17 protein-coding genes are annotated in these 19,242 nt (G+C 64.9%); 7 read left to right on the top strand and 10 right to left on the bottom strand.

Features of this window, described 5'->3' with window-relative positions; all coding sequences use genetic code 11:
• Positions 1 to 28 precede the first annotated feature (28 nt).
• Positions 29 to 1,840: a DUF1566 domain-containing protein gene (locus tag ACLIJ1_RS21125; RefSeq protein WP_411367521.1), complete on the bottom strand. Its 1,812-nt coding sequence runs from the start codon at positions 1,838 to 1,840 to the stop codon at positions 29 to 31.
• A gap of 51 nt (positions 1,841 to 1,891) precedes the next feature.
• On the bottom strand, positions 1,892 to 3,673 hold the full coding sequence (locus ACLIJ1_RS21120; RefSeq protein WP_411367520.1) for a DUF1566 domain-containing protein: 1,782 nt from the start codon (positions 3,671 to 3,673) through the stop codon (positions 1,892 to 1,894).
• A gap of 150 nt (positions 3,674 to 3,823) precedes the next feature.
• Here ACLIJ1_RS21120 and ACLIJ1_RS21115 point away from each other — a divergent pair, with 150 nt between their 5' ends.
• Positions 3,824 to 4,639, top strand: coding sequence for a GntR family transcriptional regulator (locus tag ACLIJ1_RS21115; protein WP_411367519.1), 816 nt, complete (start codon positions 3,824 to 3,826; stop codon positions 4,637 to 4,639).
• Positions 4,640 to 4,658: 19 nt separating this feature from the next.
• Here the strand turns inward: ACLIJ1_RS21115 and ACLIJ1_RS21110 are convergent, their stop codons facing one another.
• The 4 genes from ACLIJ1_RS21110 to phaC form a co-directional block, all read right to left on the bottom strand.
• Positions 4,659 to 5,669 carry a PfkB family carbohydrate kinase gene (locus ACLIJ1_RS21110; RefSeq protein WP_411367518.1) on the bottom strand — a complete coding sequence of 337 codons (1,011 nt, stop codon included), beginning with the start codon at positions 5,667 to 5,669 and terminating at the stop codon, positions 4,659 to 4,661.
• A 146-nt stretch (positions 5,670 to 5,815) separates the two neighbouring features.
• The gene (phbB, locus tag ACLIJ1_RS21105; protein WP_291102368.1) at positions 5,816 to 6,553 is read right to left on the bottom strand and encodes an acetoacetyl-CoA reductase; all 738 of its coding nucleotides are present in this window, start codon (positions 6,551 to 6,553) and stop codon (positions 5,816 to 5,818) included.
• Between the two features lie 51 nt (positions 6,554 to 6,604).
• Entirely contained in the window at positions 6,605 to 7,786 is a 1,182-nt protein-coding gene (locus ACLIJ1_RS21100) for an acetyl-CoA C-acetyltransferase (protein ID WP_411367517.1), read from the bottom strand.
• Positions 7,787 to 7,864: 78 nt separating this feature from the next.
• Positions 7,865 to 9,694 carry a class I poly(R)-hydroxyalkanoic acid synthase gene (gene phaC / locus ACLIJ1_RS21095; RefSeq protein ID WP_411367516.1) on the bottom strand — a complete coding sequence of 610 codons (1,830 nt, stop codon included), beginning with the start codon at positions 9,692 to 9,694 and terminating at the stop codon, positions 7,865 to 7,867.
• A gap of 128 nt (positions 9,695 to 9,822) precedes the next feature.
• On the opposite strand from phaC, the gene ACLIJ1_RS21090 reads away from it, so the two are divergent.
• Positions 9,823 to 10,134, top strand: a complete 312-nt coding sequence (locus tag ACLIJ1_RS21090) for a hypothetical protein (protein ID WP_411367515.1) — start codon at positions 9,823 to 9,825, stop codon at positions 10,132 to 10,134.
• Here ACLIJ1_RS21090 and pgeF read toward each other — a convergent pair.
• The 4 genes from pgeF to ACLIJ1_RS21070 are packed head-to-tail and all read right to left on the bottom strand — an operon-like array spanning position 10,054 to position 14,002.
• Positions 10,054 to 10,857 (bottom strand): peptidoglycan editing factor PgeF, encoded by an 804-nt coding sequence (gene pgeF / locus ACLIJ1_RS21085; protein ID WP_411367514.1) that lies wholly within the window; start codon positions 10,855 to 10,857, stop codon positions 10,054 to 10,056. The two genes, ACLIJ1_RS21090 and pgeF, sit on opposite strands and share 81 nt — an antisense overlap.
• On the bottom strand, positions 10,857 to 11,498 hold the full coding sequence (maiA, locus tag ACLIJ1_RS21080) for a maleylacetoacetate isomerase (RefSeq protein ID WP_411367513.1): 642 nt from the start codon (positions 11,496 to 11,498) through the stop codon (positions 10,857 to 10,859). The genes pgeF and maiA overlap by 1 nt, the downstream gene beginning before the upstream one ends.
• A gap of 36 nt (positions 11,499 to 11,534) precedes the next feature.
• On the bottom strand, positions 11,535 to 12,431 hold the full coding sequence (locus tag ACLIJ1_RS21075; protein WP_411367512.1) for a ribose-phosphate diphosphokinase: 897 nt from the start codon (positions 12,429 to 12,431) through the stop codon (positions 11,535 to 11,537).
• Positions 12,431 to 14,002, bottom strand: coding sequence for a thymidine phosphorylase family protein (locus ACLIJ1_RS21070; RefSeq protein ID WP_411367511.1), 1,572 nt, complete (start codon positions 14,000 to 14,002; stop codon positions 12,431 to 12,433). The genes ACLIJ1_RS21075 and ACLIJ1_RS21070 overlap by 1 nt, the downstream gene beginning before the upstream one ends.
• Before the next feature lie 81 nt (positions 14,003 to 14,083).
• Between ACLIJ1_RS21070 and ACLIJ1_RS21065 the strand changes: the two genes are divergently transcribed.
• From ACLIJ1_RS21065 to ACLIJ1_RS21045, 5 genes are all read left to right on the top strand, one after another.
• On the top strand, positions 14,084 to 15,469 hold the full coding sequence (locus tag ACLIJ1_RS21065; protein ID WP_411367510.1) for a Rieske 2Fe-2S domain-containing protein: 1,386 nt from the start codon (positions 14,084 to 14,086) through the stop codon (positions 15,467 to 15,469).
• Positions 15,466 to 16,944 carry a glutamine synthetase family protein gene (locus ACLIJ1_RS21060; RefSeq protein ID WP_411367509.1) on the top strand — a complete coding sequence of 493 codons (1,479 nt, stop codon included), beginning with the start codon at positions 15,466 to 15,468 and terminating at the stop codon, positions 16,942 to 16,944. Before ACLIJ1_RS21065 ends, ACLIJ1_RS21060 begins: the two co-directional genes overlap by 4 nt.
• 11 nt (positions 16,945 to 16,955) lie before the next feature.
• A complete protein-coding gene (locus ACLIJ1_RS21055; RefSeq protein WP_411367508.1) occupies positions 16,956 to 17,285 on the top strand; it encodes a 2Fe-2S iron-sulfur cluster-binding protein in 330 nt (109 codons plus the stop codon).
• A gap of 34 nt (positions 17,286 to 17,319) precedes the next feature.
• Positions 17,320 to 18,015, top strand: a complete 696-nt coding sequence (locus tag ACLIJ1_RS21050; RefSeq protein ID WP_411367507.1) for a fumarylacetoacetate hydrolase family protein — start codon at positions 17,320 to 17,322, stop codon at positions 18,013 to 18,015.
• Positions 18,016 to 18,095: 80 nt separating this feature from the next.
• Positions 18,096 to 19,175 carry a TRAP transporter substrate-binding protein gene (locus ACLIJ1_RS21045; RefSeq protein WP_411367506.1) on the top strand — a complete coding sequence of 360 codons (1,080 nt, stop codon included), beginning with the start codon at positions 18,096 to 18,098 and terminating at the stop codon, positions 19,173 to 19,175.
• The last annotated feature ends 67 nt before the right edge of the window (positions 19,176 to 19,242 follow it).

The raw sequence follows: 19,242 nt of genomic DNA, 5'->3' as shown, positions 1-19,242 counted from the left end.
ATGCGCCGAAGGACGCCGGGCCACGTGGTCATGGGACCGAACGGACCAGGCGCAAAGCGTTCGTCCCGCTGCGCGCGCCTGACGAACTGACCACACCGGAGCCAACGCTGGCCGACCAGGCGTATTCGCTCGCATAGACATCCGGCGTCGAGCTCCAGAAGTACTGCGCCGGCGTCTGGGGAAACGCGGTGGTGTCGGTTCGGGGAGCTTGAAAGACGGAACGGTCCAGCAGGCTGTTGAGTTCCTTGATATTGGGCATGCGCCATCCAGACTGATTGGCATGCGCCAACGCCGCTTCGTGACTGAAGGAAGAAGCCGAGCCCGTGCATGCGCTGCCCGTCCACTGCATGCCCTCGGCACACCGGCGCCACTGCAAGCCGGTGAGCGCATCGTTCACCAGGTTGTTGGGTGCATCGCTGCCATAGGCCACGGTGGAATAGCTGAACCGGGTCCCACCAGCCATGCTGCCCCTGACCAGCCGCAGGTGGCGTGCATGGGCGGGGGTTCTCGGGCTCGTACTGACCATGCCGCTCTGGAAGCTCACATCGAACGACTGGCCAACATTGGCGTCGGCGAAATCTGCGCTCCAGTAGCTGGCTGCAGATGTGTTGGGAAAGAACAGACTGTCGATGACGGGTTCACCGCCGGACCTGTTCTTCGAGTAGTTCACCAGCGACTGCAACTCCAGCACCGTCGGGATGCGCCAGTCACTGAAGCCACAGAGTTGGGTTTCGTTGACGGAAGTCACGTAGCCACTGGTGTCGGCGTACTGGGCATTGCCGAGATGGGTGAATGTCCTGGAACCAGCCCTGTCATCGGCGGCGGTCTTGCCCTCCCAGACCAGGCCGGTCACGTTGTCTCTGACGCAGTTGACCGTGGGGTTGCCTCCCACCAGGCTATAGGTCATCGGATTGACGCTGGCCCGGTGCCCGTCCTGGTTCGGGTTGAGCGTGAGCGATGTCGGGCCGAGCAAAGTCTGCAACGGTGTCGGTGCGCAGGTCACCAGCGCGTCCCCGCCTTCCTTGTAGCACTGACTGGATGTGAGACCCGTGTGCGGCAGCTTCTCGGCGTTCCAGTTGCTGTCGAGCACGTAGTAGCCGATACCCTCAAAGCTGTAGGTCGCCGCCAGGTTGGCGATGATGCTGTTCTTCTCGGTCTCACTCGCGGTGTAGAAGTGAAACCCTTTGCTGGGCACATAGAACCGGTAGAACGGGATCAGGCCCTGCCCCGCCACCTGGCTGGCGTGGTAGGCCACGCCCTCGTATTGGAAGTGCGGCAAGGTCGCCACCACGTTGGCCCGCTCGGCCTCGCTGATCGTGTAGAAGTGAACGCCGGTCTGCGTGTTGAAGAAGCGGTGCACGGGGCTCAATCCCGGCGAGTACGCACTGGCGACCGAGAAGGCCGCGCCTTCCAGGCTGAACGGCGGCGAGAGCGTGGCAACCACGGTATCTCGCTCGGTGGTGTTGGTGGTGAAGAAATGCGCGCCGGTGCGGCCGTTGTAGAACCGGTAGACGGGGATGCGAACAGCCAGGGCCTTGCGCGCGACCGCACCGGAGGCATAGGCACTCTTGGCCGCAATCTGGCCGGCAGGCAGCCCGTCCAGTGAGGTTGGCGACGCCATGGCATCCGCCGACACGGCCCGCTTCTCGGCGGCGGCCAGGTCTGCACTGCTGAGGGCCGCACCCTTCGCGAGCAAGGCCGATCCGTTCGCCACAGGTGCAGCGCCTTTGTCCTCGGCGGTTGCGGATTGACCGCCACCACAGGCGACCAGCAAGCCACTCAGAAACGCAACAAAAAGCCAGCACAAAGGGATGCGGTGGAGCGACACAGAAAAGCTCATGAAAAAACCTTCAAAGAAAAGAAGCCGATGCACGGCGACGTCGAAAACCGGTCACTGACTGGCAAGCACCAGGCGTATCGCGTAAGGACTGCTGCGACTGCTGCCGTAGTTGACGGTGCCATAGCCGAAGTAGATGTACCAGGCGTAATAGGGGTCGCCGGCATACGGGGACGACGACCACAAAAAAGTCCCGCTGGCGCCCGGAAATGCCGCTGGATGGATGGCTGCTGCTCCGCCCACGGCCAAGTCGGTCAGGCTGGCCAGCTCCTTGATGTTGGGCAGCCGCCATCCGGCTTGCACCCTGGCATGCGCCAGCGCCTGCTCATGCGTGAATGTCGCTGGGTTGCCGGTACAGGTACTGCCGCTCCAGACCCGCCCCTCCTCGCAGCGCCGCCACTGGAGCCCGGTCCACGCATCGCTCACCAGGTTGTTGGCGGCGTCGCTCCCGTAGGGCACCGTGCTGTACGTGAAGCGCGCCCCGCTGGGTCCACTACCGCGCACGAGACGGACATAGGCTGTGCTGGTGCGGTTCGCGAAGCTTGAATACCCAGATGACGCACCAAAGTGCACGATCCAGGCAGAGGCGCCGCCCCACAAATCGGAAGTCCAGTGGGTGCCGCCTCCGGTGTTCGGAAACGCGGTAGGGTTCAGCGGGAGGCCGGCGATGCGACCATAGTCCACGAGACTCAACAGCTCCTGCGTCGTGGGCAAGCGCCAGTCGCTGAAGCCACAAAGGTTGGCGGTGTTCACCTCCGCCACATAGCCACTGACGTCCGTCGGCGCGCCTCCGCCCAGGTTGGTGTAGATGTTGTTGCCGTATCGCGCGCCACTGGCCTCTTTGCCTTCCCAGATCAAACCGGTGACGTCATCGCGCACACAACTGGTCAGCGGACGTCCACCGACCGCGCTGTAGTGCATGGGGGTGATGGCTGCGCGGTGCCCGTCCTGCTGAGCGTTGAAGTCGGTGACCAAGGAGCTGCTACAAGCGGTCAGCGTGGAGCTTGCTGGCTGATAGCACTGGCTGGATGTGAGGCCCGTGTGCGGCAGCTTCTCGGCGATCCAGTTGCTGTCGAGCACGTAGTAGCCGATACCCTCAAAGCTGTAGGTCGCCGCCAGGTTGGCGATGATGCTGTTCTTCTCGGTCTCACTCGCGGTGTAGAAGTGAAACCCTTTGCTGGGCACATAGAACCGGTAGAACGGGATCAGGCCTTGCCCCGCCACCTGGCTGGCGTAATAGGCCACACCCTCGTATTGGAAGTGCGGCAAGGTCGCCACCACGTTGGCCCGCTCGGCCTCGCTGATCGTGTAGAAGTGAACGCCGGTCTGCGTGTTGAAGAAGCGGTGCACAGGCGAGAGACCGGGCGAGTAGGCACTGGCGACCGAGAATGCCGCACCTTCCAGGCTGAACGGCGGCGAGAGCGTGGCAACCACCGTGTCTCGCTCGGTGGTGTTGGTGGTGAAGAAATGTGCGCCAGTGCGGCCGTTGTAGAACCTGTAGACGGGGATGCGAACAGCCAGGGCTTTGCGCGCGACTGCACCGGAGGCATAGGCACTCTTGGCCGCGATCTGGCCGGCAGGCAGTTCGTCCAATGCAGTCGGCGACGACGCATCGGCTGCAGTAGCCCGCTTCTCGGCGGCGGTCAACTCCATGGTGCTGAGTGCCGCACCCTTGGAGAGCTGCGATGGATCTTGCCAAGCCGCGCTGGCTCCCGCATGGGGATCCGCAGAGGTACCGCTGCCGCCACAGGCAGCCAGCCAGGTGCACAACGCAACCGCAATGGCCCACCGGATCGACGAAGAAGCATCGCTGACAGCGGTGAAAGTCTTGTTCATGCGGATTCCTCCTGCGGGCTCCAAGAGACCAAACAATATCCAATAAGGTACTTTTCGAATGATAGATACATTTTGGATCTTTTTTTAACGGATTCAGCCATCGCGAACGGTGTCAGAATGGCCGCCAACTGCACAAAAGGTCCCTGCGTGGTGAAGACAGATTCCGCCTCCTCCGTCAACAAAGACTCTCCCGTGGAGGTGTTCACCTTCGAGGCAGGCGGTGACTCGCCTCTGCGACTGACCATCGACCGGCGCCTCTCCGAGCCCTACTACGGCCAACTCGTGCGCCAGATCAAGGCGCAGATCGCCCAGGGCACCCTCAAGACCGGGGACAGCCTGCCTTCGGAGCGGGTGCTGGCCGAACAGCTCAACATCAGCCGCACGGCCGTCAAGATGTGCTATGAAGCCCTGAAGAGCGAGCAGGCCATGACCGCCCACGGGCGGGGGGGCGTCAGGATCCAGGTCCCTGCGCAGGCGGTGGCACCGCAGATGGGGCGCCTCAAGGGGTTTACCGAAGAAATGCGCGAACTGGGCATGACCGCGTCGACGCGCCTGCTCGAACGCGAGGTGGTGCAGGACCGCACGATTGCATCTATCTTCGGGCGCTCCTCCAGCGCACGATTTCTCAAGCTGGTGCGGGTCCGCTTCGGCGACGATGTGCCGATGACACGGGAGTGCGCCTGGTACGACCTGACACTCGCGCCTGAAATGCTGGAATGGCAGGAACAGCAATCGACCTACCAGTTCCTGAACCAGCGCTGCGGCATTCGGCTGGCCCAGGCAGAGCAAAGCATCGAAGCCATTCTGAGCAGCGCGCAGGAGCAGGAGTGCTTCGGCTTCTCAGACCCTCAGCCCTGCCTCCTGCTCAAGCGCAAGACCTACACAGCCGGCCACCAGCTGGCGGAATATGTCGAAGGCACGTTCCGGGGCGATGCCTACGTCTATCGGGTGCAGCTCAACACCTGAGCCACTGGTCACGGGCGCTTCACGCCATCAGACCATCCTTGTCCAGCCAGTTCGCCAACTGAATCCGGCCCGGCAACGCAGCCAGCACACCTTGCCGTGTCGCCATCCTTGCTCCGCAGGCATTGCCAGCCGTGAGCGCCCGCACCGGATCCCGCGTTTGCGCCCATACCGTCAGAAAGCCGCTGGCAAAAGCATCCCCGCAACCCACGGTGTCGATCGCTGCAACTACCGGGGCGGCCACCCACACCGGTGAATGACCAAGGCGCCACATCAGGGCACCCTGCTCCCCGAGCGTGACGACTAGCCATTGCCCGCGCCAGACCCTGCCAGCCAGCGCCAGCTGCGGACGCGAGCCGAACCAGCTGATCCACCGATCCACCTCGGCCAGCCGCCCTTCAGACACCAGGTCGTCCGGCAAACCCAGGAGGGCCTGGGCCTCAGTTTCGTTGACCAGGATGCCGTCGCAAAGGTCCCAGAAGTCAGCGTCCATCGGAACGAAGGGAGACGGATTGACCACGTTGAACGCGCCAGCAGCACGCCCCACAAGAAGGGTCTCCCGCACCGCGTCCATCGCCAGCTCAAACGGGCAATAGACCCATCGGGAGGAACGGATGGCGTGCGCCGCGTGGTCGCGCACATGCTGTGCCGTGAGCAGCGCGTTGGCCCCCAGAAACACCGCGATGCTGTTCTGTCCGTCGGCACCGATCAGCCCGACACCAAAACCCGACTGCGGGCCGAGGCTCAGGCAGGTCGCACGGCTCATGCCCTCGGCGTCCAGCAATCGCTGCAATCCCTCTCCGGCTGCATCGCGCCCGACCGCGAACAGGGCTCCAACATTCCAGCCCTGCCGGGCCAGCGCCACGGCCACGTTCAATCCCTTTCCGCCCGGCTCGACATCCATGCCAGAAGCGAGCAGGGTTTCGCCCGCTTTGGGTGTCCGTGGAACCTGCAGGCAGCAGGCCTGCACATGGTTGCCGAGAACAAAGATGTCGGGCCCTGAGGACCCGTCGACCACTTCGACGCTGGACATGAATCGACCTCAACGGCTCTGGAAGGAATGAAGGCCAGGCAAAAAAAGAACCGCCCCGGAAATCCGGAGCGGCTCCTTGCACAACCGAAACAGATGCGTCTACAAAATGCTCTTCAACAGGGCACCTGCAACGCCATCTCGGCAGGTTACCCCATGTGCAGACCACCGTTGACCGAGAAGTCAGCGCCGGTGGCGTAACCGCCCTCTTCGCTGGCCAGCCAGGCGATGATGGAAGCGATTTCGCTGGGCTTGCCAAGGCGCTTGACCGGCACCGTGGCAACGATCTTTTCCAGCACGTCGGGACGGATGGCGTTGACCATGTCGGTGCCGATGTAGCCCGGGCTCACGGTGTTGACCGTCACGCCCTTGGTCGCCAGCTCCTGTGCCAGCGCCATCGAGAAGCCGTGCATGCCGGCCTTGGCGGCGGAGTAGTTGGTCTGGCCAGCCTGACCCTTTTCACCGTTGACCGACGAGATGTTGATGATGCGGCCCCAGCCCTTTTCGACCATGTCGCCGACGACCTGCTTGGTCACGTTGAACATGGAGTCGAGGTTGGTGTTCATCACCGCGTCCCAGTCTTCGCGCGACATCTTCAGGAACATGCGGTCCTTGGTGATGCCGGCGTTGTTCACCAGCACGTCAATCGTGCCGTGCTCGGCCTTGGTCTTGGAAAACGCCTCGACGGTGGAGTCCCAGTCGCCCACGTTGCCGACCGAGGCGTAGAAGGTGTAGCCCAGTGCCTTCTGCTCGTCCAGCCACTTGGTGAAATCGCGCGTCGGGCCGCAGCCGGCGATGACCTTGAAGCCTTCCTTATGCAGGCGCTGGCAGATGGCGGTACCGATGCCGCCCATGCCGCCGGTGACGTACGCTACTTTTTGACTCATGTTATTTGCTCCTCTAGGTGGTGCCGAAATGGCGGTAAAAATGGATGAATGTCAGGCGCGTTCAACGGCCAGGGAAACGCCCATGCCGCCGCCGATGCACAGCGCGGCCAGGCCCTTCTTCGCGCCACTGCGCTGCATCTCGTGCAGCAGCGTCACCAGGATGCGGCAGCCGGACGCGCCGATGGGGTGACCAATGGCGATCGCGCCACCGTTGACGTTGACCTTGGCCGGATCGATGTCCAGCGCCTGATTGACGGCGCAGGCCTGGGCGGCGAAGGCTTCGTTGAGTTCGAACAGGTCGACGTCCGAGGCCTTCCAGCCGGCGCGGGCCAGGGCCTTCTGCGACGCGGGCACAGGGCCCATGCCCATGGTGGCTGGGTCCAGACCGCTGGTGCCGAAAGCGGCGATGCGGGCGAGAGGTGTGAGGCCCAGAGCCGCGGCCTTCTTGGCGCTCATCACCACCACGGCGGCGGCGCCGTCGTTGATGCCAGAAGCGTTGCCGGCGGTCACCGAACCGGCCTTGTCAAAGGCGGGGCGCAGACCAGCCAGCACTTCGGCCGTGGTCTTGGCGTTGATGAATTCGTCGCTGTTGAAAACGACCGGATCACCCTTGCGCTGAGGGATGCTCACGCCGACGATCTCGTCCTTGAACTTGCCGGCGGCCTGCGCCGCGGCGGCTTTCTGCTGGCTGCCTGCAGCCAGCGCGTCCTGCATCTCGCGGGTGATGCCATGGGCCTTGGCCACGTTTTCGGCGGTGATGCCCATGTGGTACTGGTTGTAGACGTCCCACAGGCCGTCGACGATCATGGTGTCGGTCATCTTCCAGTCGCCCATGCGCTGACCGTCGCGGCTGCCGTTGAGCACGTGCGGGCTGGCGCTCATGTTTTCCTGGCCACCGGCGATCACGATTTCGCTGTCGCCCCAGGCCACGGCCTGGGCGGCCAGCATCACGGCCTTCAGGCCCGAGCCACACACGGCATTGATCGTCAGCGCCGGCGTTTCCTTGGCCACACCGGCCTTCATCATGGCCTGGCGGGCGGGGTTCTGGCCCACGCCAGCGGCCAGCACCTGGCCCATGATCACTTCACCGATCGCATCCACCGGCAGACCCGTGCGTGCCAGCAGTTCCTTGATGACGATGCTGCCCAGTTCGGTGGCCGGGGTCTTGGCGAGCGAACCGCCGAACTTGCCGACGGCGGTGCGGGCGGCGGAAACGATGACGATGTCTTCCATGGAGGTCTCCTAGGGGGAAAGAATGCTGCGGAAAATGAGAAGGTTGCGTTCAGCAAGGAACGCAACCGGTCAAGACGTTCAGGCCTTCGCCTTCACATAGCGTCCCGGCGCTGGCTCGATGGCCGGGTAGGCCTTGCCCTTGCCATAGGTCTTGGGCGCAGGAATCTGCTTGCCCGACAGCGGCTTGAGCCAGGCGGCCCAGTCGGTCCACCAGCTGCCCTTGTGTTCGGTGGAGCTGTCGATCCACTCGTTCACGTCGGCCGGGAATTTGCCGGTGTTGCTGATCCAGTGGCTGCGCTTGCCGGCGGCCGGCGGGTTGATCACGCCGGCGATGTGGCCGGACGCGCCCATGACGAAGCGCTTCTTGCCCGGGAACACCTGGGTGCTCGCGTAGCTTCCGCCGATGGGCACGATGTGGTCTTCGCGCGAACCGTAGATGTAGACCGGAAGCTTGACCTTGCGGAAGTCCACCTTCTGCCCGCAGACCGTGGTCTTGCCGGGTTTGACGATGTTGTTCTCGAGGTACATGTTGCGCAGGTACCAGGCGTAGTACGGTCCGGGCAGGTTGGTCGCGTCGGAGTTCCAGTACAGCAGGTCGAACGGCGGCGGCGACTCACCCTTGAGGTAGTTGCCCACGACGTAGTTCCAGACCAGGTCGTTCGGACGCAGGAAGCTGAAGGTGGTCGCCAGGTCGCGACCCGGCATCAGGCCACCTTCGGAGAACTGCATCTCGCGCATCTTGACGAAGGCCTCGTCGATGAAGACGTCGAGGATGCCGGTGTCGGTGAAGTCGATCAGCGTGGTCAGGAAGGTCGCGCTGTTCACGGGCGACTCGCCGCGCGCCGCCAGCACCGCCAGCGCGTTGCTCAGCATGGTGCCGCCGACACAGAAGCCCAGGGCGTTGATGTCCTTGGCGCCGGTGATGTCCTGCGTCACGCCGATCGCCTTGATGACCGCGTCCTCGATGTAGTCGTCCCAGGTCTTGCCGGACATGGACGCGTCTGGGTTGCGCCAGCTGACCACAAAGGTGCGGTTGCCCTGCTCGACGCTGTAGCGGATGAACGAATTCGCCGGCTGCAGGTCGAGGATGTAGAACTTGTTGATGCAGGGCGGCACCAGCAGGAACGGGCGCTCGAACACCTTGGCGGTCAGCGGCTTGTATTCGATCAGCTGGAACAGCTCGTTCTCGAACACCACGGCGCCTTCGGTCGTGGCCACGTTCTTGCCGACCTCGAACACGCTCTCGTCGGTCATCGAGACATGGCCCTGCTTCATGTCATGCAGCAGGTTGGCCACGCCCTTGGCGATGCTTTCGCCCTGAGTCTCGATCGCCTTCTTCTGCGCTTCGGCATTGAAGGCCAGGAAGTTGCTCGGTGCGCTGGCGTCGATCCATTGCTGGACCGCGAAGCGCACGCGGGTACGGGTCTTGGCGTCGCCTTCGACAGCATCGGCCAGCGACATCAGGGTGCGGGCGTTGAGCAGGTACACCGACGCGGCATACGCGGCCACGGGGTTGCTGCCCCAGGACTCGTCCGCAAAACGGCGGTCGCCCTTGGGCTGGACAGCAGGCCCCTGGTTCCACAGGCCTGCAACATCCTTGAGGTACTGATTCTGGATTTCCAACAGCTTGGCCGGATCGAAGCTGACCTTCTGCCCCGTTGCCTGCGCCAGCAGGTCGCCCATGCCCGGCAGGTTGCCCATCTGCGGCATCGCCATGCCGAACGGATTGGCTGCCCCGCTCTGGGGCATGAAGGCCTTGAATGCAGCGAAGGGGTCGGGGGTGTTGGCGGAGGCCTGAGCCGCGCCGGGAAAGGCCTGTGCGGCCTGGGTCCATTGCTGGATGAGCTGGTTCTGGAACTGCTCAGCCGCCTGCAGCCAGTCGGGCTGCGGTGTCTTACCAGATGTCATGCAAGTCTCCGATGTTTGTCCTGCGGCTTATTATCTTTTCCTCTTCGGAAAAAATGCCGGGTTTTCCCTAGTGTCAGTCTGCTCACTTCCAACAAACTGACAATCCATCTTCCCGGGCGCAGGTCGCTATGTATCTGGTTGTGATCGCTTGGCTCTACGTGGCGGTGATGATGTCTGCGGCGGAAGCCACTGCCGACAACGGTTCACTGCTGGGAGCCATTGTGACCTTTTTTCTTTACGGTTTATTGCCGCTCTCATTGGTGGTTTACCTGATGCTCGGACCGCGGCGGCGGCAGGCCATCCGTGAGCGTGAGGCGGCGGCGCAAGCCCTTCAACTGCAGGAACCCAGCCAGACAAGCTCAGGCAATCCAGACACAGGCGGCCATGCGGCCAGTGCTGCCGAGACGGATGGCGTCGCGCCGGTGCGAAAAGAACCGTGAAGGCTGGGTGACCGTGCACCAGGCCTCGCTGCCGTCGTTGCCGTAGGCCTGTGCAACGCCCATGGCCTGCAAGCGCAGCCGCGCCAGCGCAGGCAGGTTGGCCAGGAACTTGCCGGCTTCCGGCAATCCCTTGAAGCAGGTCACGGCCGCCGGCTGGACCGCGACGAACGCATCGCGGACCTCGGAACCCACTTCGAAAGCCGTCGGACCGATGCAGGGTCCGAGCCAGACGAGCAATTCGCTCGCTGCAGCACGGGTGCCAGTGCGGGCCGCGGTTTCAAGCATTCCTTCCAGCGTCGACTCAAGGACCCCTCGCCCCCCCTCGCCCAACAGCCCACGCCAGCCCGCGTGCGAAGCTGCAACGGCCGAACCATCCGGCGCACACCAGAGCACCGGCAGGCAGTCCGCCACCATCACCGTGCAGGCCACACCACGTTCGTTGCTCAGGCAGGCATCGGCCACGGTGTCGTCGGCCGTCGATGCATCCAGCCGAGCAACCTTTACGCCGTGAACCTGCCGCAGGAACACCGGACGTGCTTCGGTGGCGTCCCGCAACAGGTGACGGTTGGCGGCCACCGCCGACGGATCGTCGCGCACATGGTCGCCGAGGTTGAAGGTGTCGAACGGCGCCACGGACACACCGCCGGCGCGCGTCGTGAACACCGCACGAATGTGGGCTGGCACCGGCCAGTCGGGCACCAGCCAGTCGGAGGGGAACGCCATCAGGCTTCGTTGTCCGGACAGGCCGAAGGCTGTGCCTGCTGGAAGGCAGGCAATGCCATGCAGGCGTCGAAGGCCGCCATGGTGCGCGGCAGTCCGTCCAGCGGCGTGTTGAAGCGCTTGCCGTTGAAGATCTGCGGCACCAGGCAGCAGTCGGCCAGGGTCGGCGTGTCGCCGAAGCAATAGCGCGAGGACGGCAGCTGCGACAGCTGGCGTTCGAACGATTCCAGCCCGGTGCGCACCCAGTGGCGGTACCAGGTGTTCTTCGCTTCCTCGTCCACCTTGAGCGTCGACGACAGGTACTTGAGCACGCGCAGGTTGTTGATCGGATGGATCTCGCAGGCGATCGACTGTGCCAGCGCCCTAACCCGCGCGCGGCCGACCACGTCGCGCGGCACCAGCGCCGGTTCGGGATGGACCTCGTCCAGGTACTCGATGATGGCCATCGACTGCGACAGCCGCGTGCCATCGTCCAGCTCCAGCAGCGGAACCAGGCCATCGGCCGCGATGTCGGCGTACGCCGTCTGCCTGTGCTCGCCCTTCGCGAGATGCACCGCCGCATATTCGTAAGGCAGGCCCTTGAGCGCCAGCGCAATGCGCACGCGGAAGGAGGCCGAGGATCGGAAGTAGTTGTAGAGCTTCATGGTCAAAGAATAACGTTGAACGTGTTCAGAGGCCTTTCAGAGGCCTCTTAGCAGTGCAGCCACCTCGGGCACGATGCTGACGGCGTTGCTCTCGTGGGGAATGCAGTCGGTGCTCCAGATCCGATCGACTCCCGCCTCGCGGATTAGCGCGACGGCGCCGTCGGCAAAGAGCGCGTGGGTCACGGCGACATCGATCGACGCCGCACCGGCTGCACCCAGCAGTTGCGCCGCCCGCGCCAGCGTATGGCCCGAGCTGGCCACATCGTCCATCAGCACCACGGCGCGCCCTTTCACCGGCAAATCCGGCAATTCGATGTCGACCTGCCGGTCACCATGGCGCGTCTTGCGGCACACGCCGTGCGCCCAGCCATGCCGGTTCGCCGCGCGGGCCACCCATTGCAGCGACTCCTCGTCCGGTCCGATGAGCAGCACGTCGGCCGCACACTGCGCTGCGATGTGGTCAGACAGCAGTGGGGCGCCGTTGAGCACGATCGCGTCGTGCACCGGAATCGCCTCCTGCAGGGTCGCGACCCGGTGCAGGTGCGGATCGACCGTGATCACGGCATCGAACAGATCCGCCAGCAGCGCCCCGATGATGCGCTGGCTCACCGCTTCGCCGGGGTTGAACGCAATGTCCTGCCGCATGTAGGCCAGGTACGGCACCACCAGCGTCAGGTGCTGAGCACCCAGCGTGCGCGCCGTGCGGGCGACCAGCAGCAGCTCGACCAGCTTCTCGTTGGGCTGGTGCAGCCCGCGCCAGATCACCACCCGCGATGGCAGCGGGTCGGGCAGGCGCACACGCACTTCGCCATCGGGAAAGCGGTGGCGCTCTATGACCGACAGCGTGAGGCCGGTGAGGTCGGCCGTCGCCTGCGCCACCGCACGCTCGTCGTCGAAACACAGCAACGCACCCGAAAGAATCTGCGGCGACATCAGAACTCCACAAAAACCTGGGGCAGCTGTTCGGCCGCCCCGATGACGATGCCCGACTGGCGCTCGACCGCGTGGCGCGCGAAAGCCAGATCGGAGGGATAGTCGGCGTGGATGCGGTACAGGGTCTGCCCCTGGCGCACCACATCACCGAGCTGGCACATCAGGTCAACGCCTGCCCGCTTGACCTTGGGCGCGCCGGCCAGGCGCGCGATCTGCGCCACCTGCAAGTTGTCGATGCCGACCACCATGCCGTCTGCTTGCGCCGTCACCTGGAAGGTCAGTGCGCCGAACTGCGGATGGTGCGGGTCGAAATCGCGGGCGCCTTGCGCGGCGATGATGGACCGCATGCGGGTCAGGGCACGCCCCGACTCCAGGATGTCGCGCGCAATCGCGTAGCCCTGCCCGCCCCGAACATCGGGGCTGCACTCGATCAGCCGGCCTGCCAGCCGCAACGACTTCTGTCGCAGGTCGTCTGGGGCGTCAGGGTGGTTCTCCAGCACCCGCATCACGTCGCGCGCCTCCAGCGCCGGACCGATGCCGCGCCCCACGGGCTGGCGCCCGTCGGTGATCACCACGTCCAGCGACAGGTGCAGGCGCTGCGCCACGTATTCGAACAGGCGGCGCAGGCGTTGCGCCTCGGGCATGGAACGCACCTTGGCGGTCGGCCCGATCGGAATGTCGAGCACCAGATGCGTGGCGCCCGCTGCGATCTTCTTGGACAGGATCGACGCGACCATCTGCCCCGGCGAATCCAGCGCCAGCGGTCGTTCCACCGAGATCAGCACATCGTCCGCCGGCGACAGGTCGGCGGTGCCGCCCCAGGCCAGGCAACCGCGGTGCTCGCGCACGATGTCGGTCAGCCGGTCGAATGGCAGCTCCACATCGGCCAGCACCTCCATGGTGTCTGCCGTGCCGGCGGGTGAGGTGATGGCGCGCGACGAGGTCTTGGGAAACACCAGACCGTAGGCCGCGACGATGGGCACGACCAGCATCGAGGTCCGGTTGCCGGGAATGCCGCCGATGCAATGCTTGTCGACCACCAGCGGTTCGTGCCAGTCCAGCCGCCGCCCGGACGCCACCATGGCGTCGGTCAGGAAGTACACCTCCTCGCGGTCGAGCTCGCTGCGGTTGCTGGCGACCACAAACGCCGTCAGTTCGATCTTGGAATAGCGGCGCTGCGCGATGTCGGCCACGATGGCGCGAAAGTCAGCCTGCCCCAGCCGCTCGCCGTTGATCTTGCGGAACAGCGCCGGAATCGAGGCCGGCGGTTCGGCCTGCGTCACGCTGGCGGGGTGGCCTTCGGCAATGTCCAGCTGCAGGAACGCGTCCTCCGACACGCCGATCTCTTGCTGCCCCACGATGCAGGGGTCGTCGACGACGTTGAGCGTCGCCAGAATGCGTTTGCCATTGGCCCGGATCTCGACCTTGGCCAGCGCCTGAAAACCTTCCGCACGCACCACCTCGCAGTCGCGGTGCAGGTAGGCGACGTTTTCGCGCCAGGTATCGATCGCCACCCGCCGCAGCGTCAGTCCGCTGCCATTGGACGGTGGCTTGATTTCAGGTGTCTCCATGGCTCCACGATACACCTCCGCAAAGGCCTCCACGGCCACCAAAATCGGTTAACGTTCGACGCAATCACGCAGGAGACGCGCATGAAAGCCGAACAGAACCAGCGACTCACCCAGGTCGGCCCGGGCACACCCGGCGGTGAACTGCTGCGGCGTTACTGGCAGCCGGTGGCAATGCTCGACGAGTTCGATCCTGCGCTCGATCCGCCGATGGCGTCCCGTCCGGTGAAGGCTGTGCGGCTGCTCGGACAAGACTTCGTGCTGTTCAAGGACGCTCAAGGGCGCTATGGCCTGCTGGACCGCGACTGCCCGCACCGCGGCGCCGATCTGGCTTATGGCCGCAACGAAGGCGATGGCCTGCGCTGCCCGTTCCACGGCTGGAAATTCGACGCCACTGGCCAGTGCACCGACACCCCGGCCGAGCCGGTCGGCAGCACGCTGTGCAGCCGCGTGCGCCAGCGCAGCTACCCGCTGGTCGAAAAGGGCGGTGCGCTGTTCGCCTGGCTGGGGCCGGAAGGCATGGAACCGCCACCCTTCCCCGCGCTGGACTGCTTCACGGCTCCCGCCTCCCACAGCTTCGTGTTCAAGGGCCTCTGGCACTGCAACTGGCTGCAGGCTTTCGAAGTCGGCATCGACCCGGCGCACGCCTCCTACCTGCACCGCTTCTTCGAAGACGCGCCGCTCGAGGGCAGCTACGGCAAGCAGTTCCGCGGCGCCAGTGCTGGCGACATCGGCGGCGAGCGCTGGCCAATGACCAAAGTGATGCGTGAATTCGCGCGCCCTGAGATTTCGTTCAGCACCCAACCCTATGGACTGCAGCTCACGGCCTTGCGACCATTGAACGATGCGCTGACCCATGTGCGGGTGACCAACGCCGTGTTTCCGCAGACCTTCGTGATCCCTCTGTCGGAGACCATGACGATCACACAGATGCACGTACCGGTCGACGACACCCGCAACTATTGGTATGCCTTTTTCACCAGTTTCGACGCGCCGGTCGACAAGGCCACCATGCGCCAGCAGCGCCTCAAGGCCGTGACCCTGCCCGACTACATCCCCAAGGCCGGCAGGTGGAACCAGTGGGGCTTCAACCCCGACGAGCAGCAGGACCGCACCTACCTGGGCATGGGCGAGGAAGACATCAACGTGCACGACCAGTGGGCCTGCGAGAGCATGGGCGCGATCCAGGACCGAACGCGCGAGCACCTGGGCACGACCGACAAGGTGATCATGGCCAACCGCCGCCTGCTGAATCAGGCGATGGACACGGTGGAACGAGGCGGTACGCCGCCGGGCATCGCCGATCCTGCGCAGGCGCCGGCCATCGTCGGCCCGGACACCGTGGACGGCATCACACCGGCGGACGACTGGCAGCGCTGGTGGCAGAACGCAGTGCAAGCCAAACGCGAAGGCGCGCCCTGGGCAAACGAAGCCGCTGCAACGGCCGACACCCTGGCAGGCGCGAAATGAGGTACTTCGCCCAGCGCTGCGGCGTGCACGACGCCGAACGGGAAGCCGCGTGCCAGCAGCTGGCGCGCGTGATCGAGGCCAGCGGCGTGCAGCGGGTGCGCATGGGCTGGTGCGACGCGCACGGCCAACTGCGCGGCAAGACGCTGATGCCCCATGCCGCGATCCGCGCCCTGCGCGACGGCGTCGGCATGGTCGGCACCATGATGCTCAAGGACACCGCCGACCGCACCGCCTGGAAGGTGTTCGAGGCCGGCGGCACCGACGGCCTGCCCGGGTTCTCCGGCGCGTCCAACCTGATGCTGCTGCCCGATCCTGCGAGCTTTGTGGTCCTGCCTTGGGCCGAGGGCACGGGCTGGCTGCGCTGCCAGCCCTGGTTCCCCGACGGCCGCCCGGTGGAGATCGACAGCCGCCGCGTGCTGCAGCAGGCGCTAGCGACGTTGGGGGTGACCGGCTTCGGGTTGAAGACCGGGCTGGAGGTCGAGTTCCACATCTACCGCATCACCGACGCCTCGCCGCAGCTGGATCCGGAACTGGCGGCATGGCCGGGCCTGCCGCCTGCGGTGCAGATGATCCACCCGGGCTACAACCTTCAGGCCGAAGCCATGAGCGACATGGCCGACGAGCCGCTGCGCATCGTGATGGCCACGGCACAGGCGCTGGGGCTGCCGTTGCAGTCGCTGGAAATCGAACTCGGGCCCAGCCAAGTCGAAGCGGTGTTCGACGCCACCGATGCGCTCACCGCAGCCGACCAGATGGTGCTGTTCCGCAATGGCGTACGCCAGGCGCTGCGCCGCGCCGGCTATCTGGCCACCTTCATGTGCCGGCCTCCATTCCCGAACATCATGTCCAGTGGCTGGCACCTGCACCAGTCGCTGGTCGAACGCGATAGCGGCCGCAATGCTTTCGCCCGCCCTGCACCGGCCGAGGGCAGCAACCCGGCCGACGCCCGCCACACGCTGTCCGACGCCGGCACGCACTGGCTGGCCGGCCTGCTGGCGCACGCGCGGGGCATGACTCCGTTGTGCACACCCACAGTCAATGGCTTTGCCCGTTTCCGCCCCAACGCGCTGGCACCGCAGAACATCCTCTGGGGCCAGGACAACCGTGGAGCGATGCTGCGCGTGGTCGGTGGTGCGGGCGACGGCGCCACCCGGATCGAAAACCGCATCGGGGAGCCGGCGGCCAACCCCTATCTGTACATGGCCTCGCAGATCCACGCCGGTCTCGACGGTCTGGTGAAGGGGCTGGAGCCACCGGCCGCTACCGAGTCGCCGTATGCCAGCGGGCAGGCGCTGTTGCCAGACAACCTGGGCGACGCGCTGGCCGCACTGCAAGCCGACGCCTGCCTTGTGGCAGGATTGGGAGAGGCCGTGGTCCAGCACTTCCGCCGCATCAAACAGTCCGAACTCGACCGCCACACGGACGCCAAGGACAAGACCGATTTCGAACGGCGCGAATACTTCAGCCGCTACTGATTGAACACCCCATGAGCACCATCCGCATCCGGTTCGTCCGGACCGACAAGAGCGAAGAAACCATCGAGGCCAAGACCGGCCAAAGCCTGATGAAGGCCGCCGTCGACGCCAACGTGCGTGGCATCGACGCCGATTGCGGCGGCGTGCTGACCTGCGCCACCTGCCACGTGATGATCGACAACCCCTGGGCCGAGAAGCTGCCCCAGCCGGTCGCCGACGAAACCGACATGCTCGACTTCGCGGCCAGCCCGGTTGAGCCCGTCAGCCGTCTGAGCTGCCAGGTGAAGCTCACGCCCGAGCTGGACGGCATGGTGGTGCGCCTGCCGGCCTCGCAACTCTGACCACACACCCACTCCCTGACCTGAAAGGTTCGCGATGAGTTTTGTCTTCACCCCACCCCCCGTCGTGTCTGTGCCGGTGGCCGGCCGCGCCGAGCGCTTTCCTGTGCACCGCATCTACTGCGTCGGCCGCAACTACGAAGAACATGCCAAGGAAATGGGGTTCACCGGCCGCGAGCCGCCTTTCTTCTTCCTCAAGCCGGCGGACGCCATCGTGGTCGGCGACGCCGGCCAGACCGCAACCATCCCCTACCCCAGCCTGACCGCCAACCTGCACCACGAGATTGAACTGGTGGTGGCGATCGGCCGCGGCGGCCGCAACATCGCGGCTGCGGATGCAGCGCAACACATCTACGGCTACGCTGTGGGTCTGGACATGACACGCCGAGACTTGCAGACCGAGATGAAAAAACAGGGCCGCCCCTGGTGCATCGGCAAGGGCTACGACCAGTCGGCCCCCATTGGCCCCATCACACCCGCCGGCGAGGCCGGCGACATTGGCAACGCCGCGATCTGGATCCAGGTCAACGGCAGCGACCGCCAGCGCAGCAATGTCGCCAAGCTGATCTGGAACATCGCCGAGACCATCGAACACCTGTCCGCTGCCTGGGAGCTGCAGCCTGGTGACCTGATTTACACCGGCACGCCCGAGGGCGTCGCTGCGGTGGTCAAGGGCGACACCATGACCGGCGGTGTCGATGGCCTGACCGGCATCACCGTGAAAGTAGTCTGACGAACCAAGGGTTAACCCCTTGGAACCGTTCCCTAGAATGACCGATCTCTGAACTGCCCTTTTTCCAGGAGCCAAACAACATGATCCAGCGCAGAACCCTGCTCCAGTCCGGTGCCGCCGTTGCCTTCGGTGCCCCTGCCCTCGTCGGCTTTGCCCAGCAGAGCGTGACCCTCAAGTTCCACACCTTCATGGCACCCCAGTCCAACGTCTGGCTGAACATGCACAAGGCGTGGATGGACAAGGTCACCAAGGACTCGGACGGCCGCATCAAGTTCGAAGGCTTCCCCGCGATGCAGCTGGGAGGCTCGCCCGCGCAGCTCTATGACCAGGCCAAAGACGGCGTGGTCGACATCGTCTGGACCCTGCCCGGCAACACGGCCGGTCGCTTCCCGCGCATCGAGGTGTTCGAGCTGCCGTTCATGATGAACAACGCCGAGGCCACCTCCAAGGCCTTCTGGGAATACACCATGACGGTCGCCAAGGACGAGTTCAAGGATGTGCAGCCGCTGGCCCTGCAGGTGCACGGCCCCGGCATGTTCCACATGCGAGACAAGCTGGTGAAGACCGCGGCCGACCTGCAAGGTGCCAAGGTCCGCGGCCCGACCCGCCAGATCACCAAGATGCTGGGCTACCTGGGCGCAACGCCCGTCGGCATGCCGCTGCCGCAGATTCCCGACGCGCTGTCGAAGGGCGTGATCAGCGGCTGCGTCATTCCCTGGGAAGTGGTTCCTTCGGTCAAGGTGCACGAGCTGACCAAGTTCCACAGCGAGTTCGATCCCGCCGGTGGCGCCCTGTACACGACCACCTTCATCATGGCGATGAACAAGGCCAAATACGCTTCGTTGCCGCCGGACCTGAAGGCCATCATCGACAAGAACTCCGGCATCGAGACCTCTGGCTGGCTGGGCAAAGTCCAGCAGGCTGGTGACGTCGCCGGTCGCGAATCCGCCGTCAAGCAGGGCAATACGATTTACACGATTCCCGCGGCAGAAGCCCAGGAGTTCAAGCGCAAGGCCCGCCTGGTGGAAGTCGAGTGGATGCAGGACATGGACAAGCGCGGCTTCAACGGCAAGGAACTGCTGGAAAGCGCCCGCGCGCTGATCGAAAAGCACGGCAAAACCGCCGCGACTCCTGCCAAGGCCCCTGCCAAGAAGGCCTGACCCTTCTGTCGTCGCCGACTCCGAATGGGCTCCCTCGGGAGCCCATTTCTTTGCCCCTACACTGACG

Source organism: Hydrogenophaga sp. RWCD_12 (genome assembly GCF_046604225.1).
Taxonomy (GTDB): domain Bacteria; phylum Pseudomonadota; class Gammaproteobacteria; order Burkholderiales; family Burkholderiaceae_C; genus Hydrogenophaga.
Note: the sequence above shows the minus strand (reverse complement) of the source record. Positions and strands in the feature narration are given on the sequence as shown.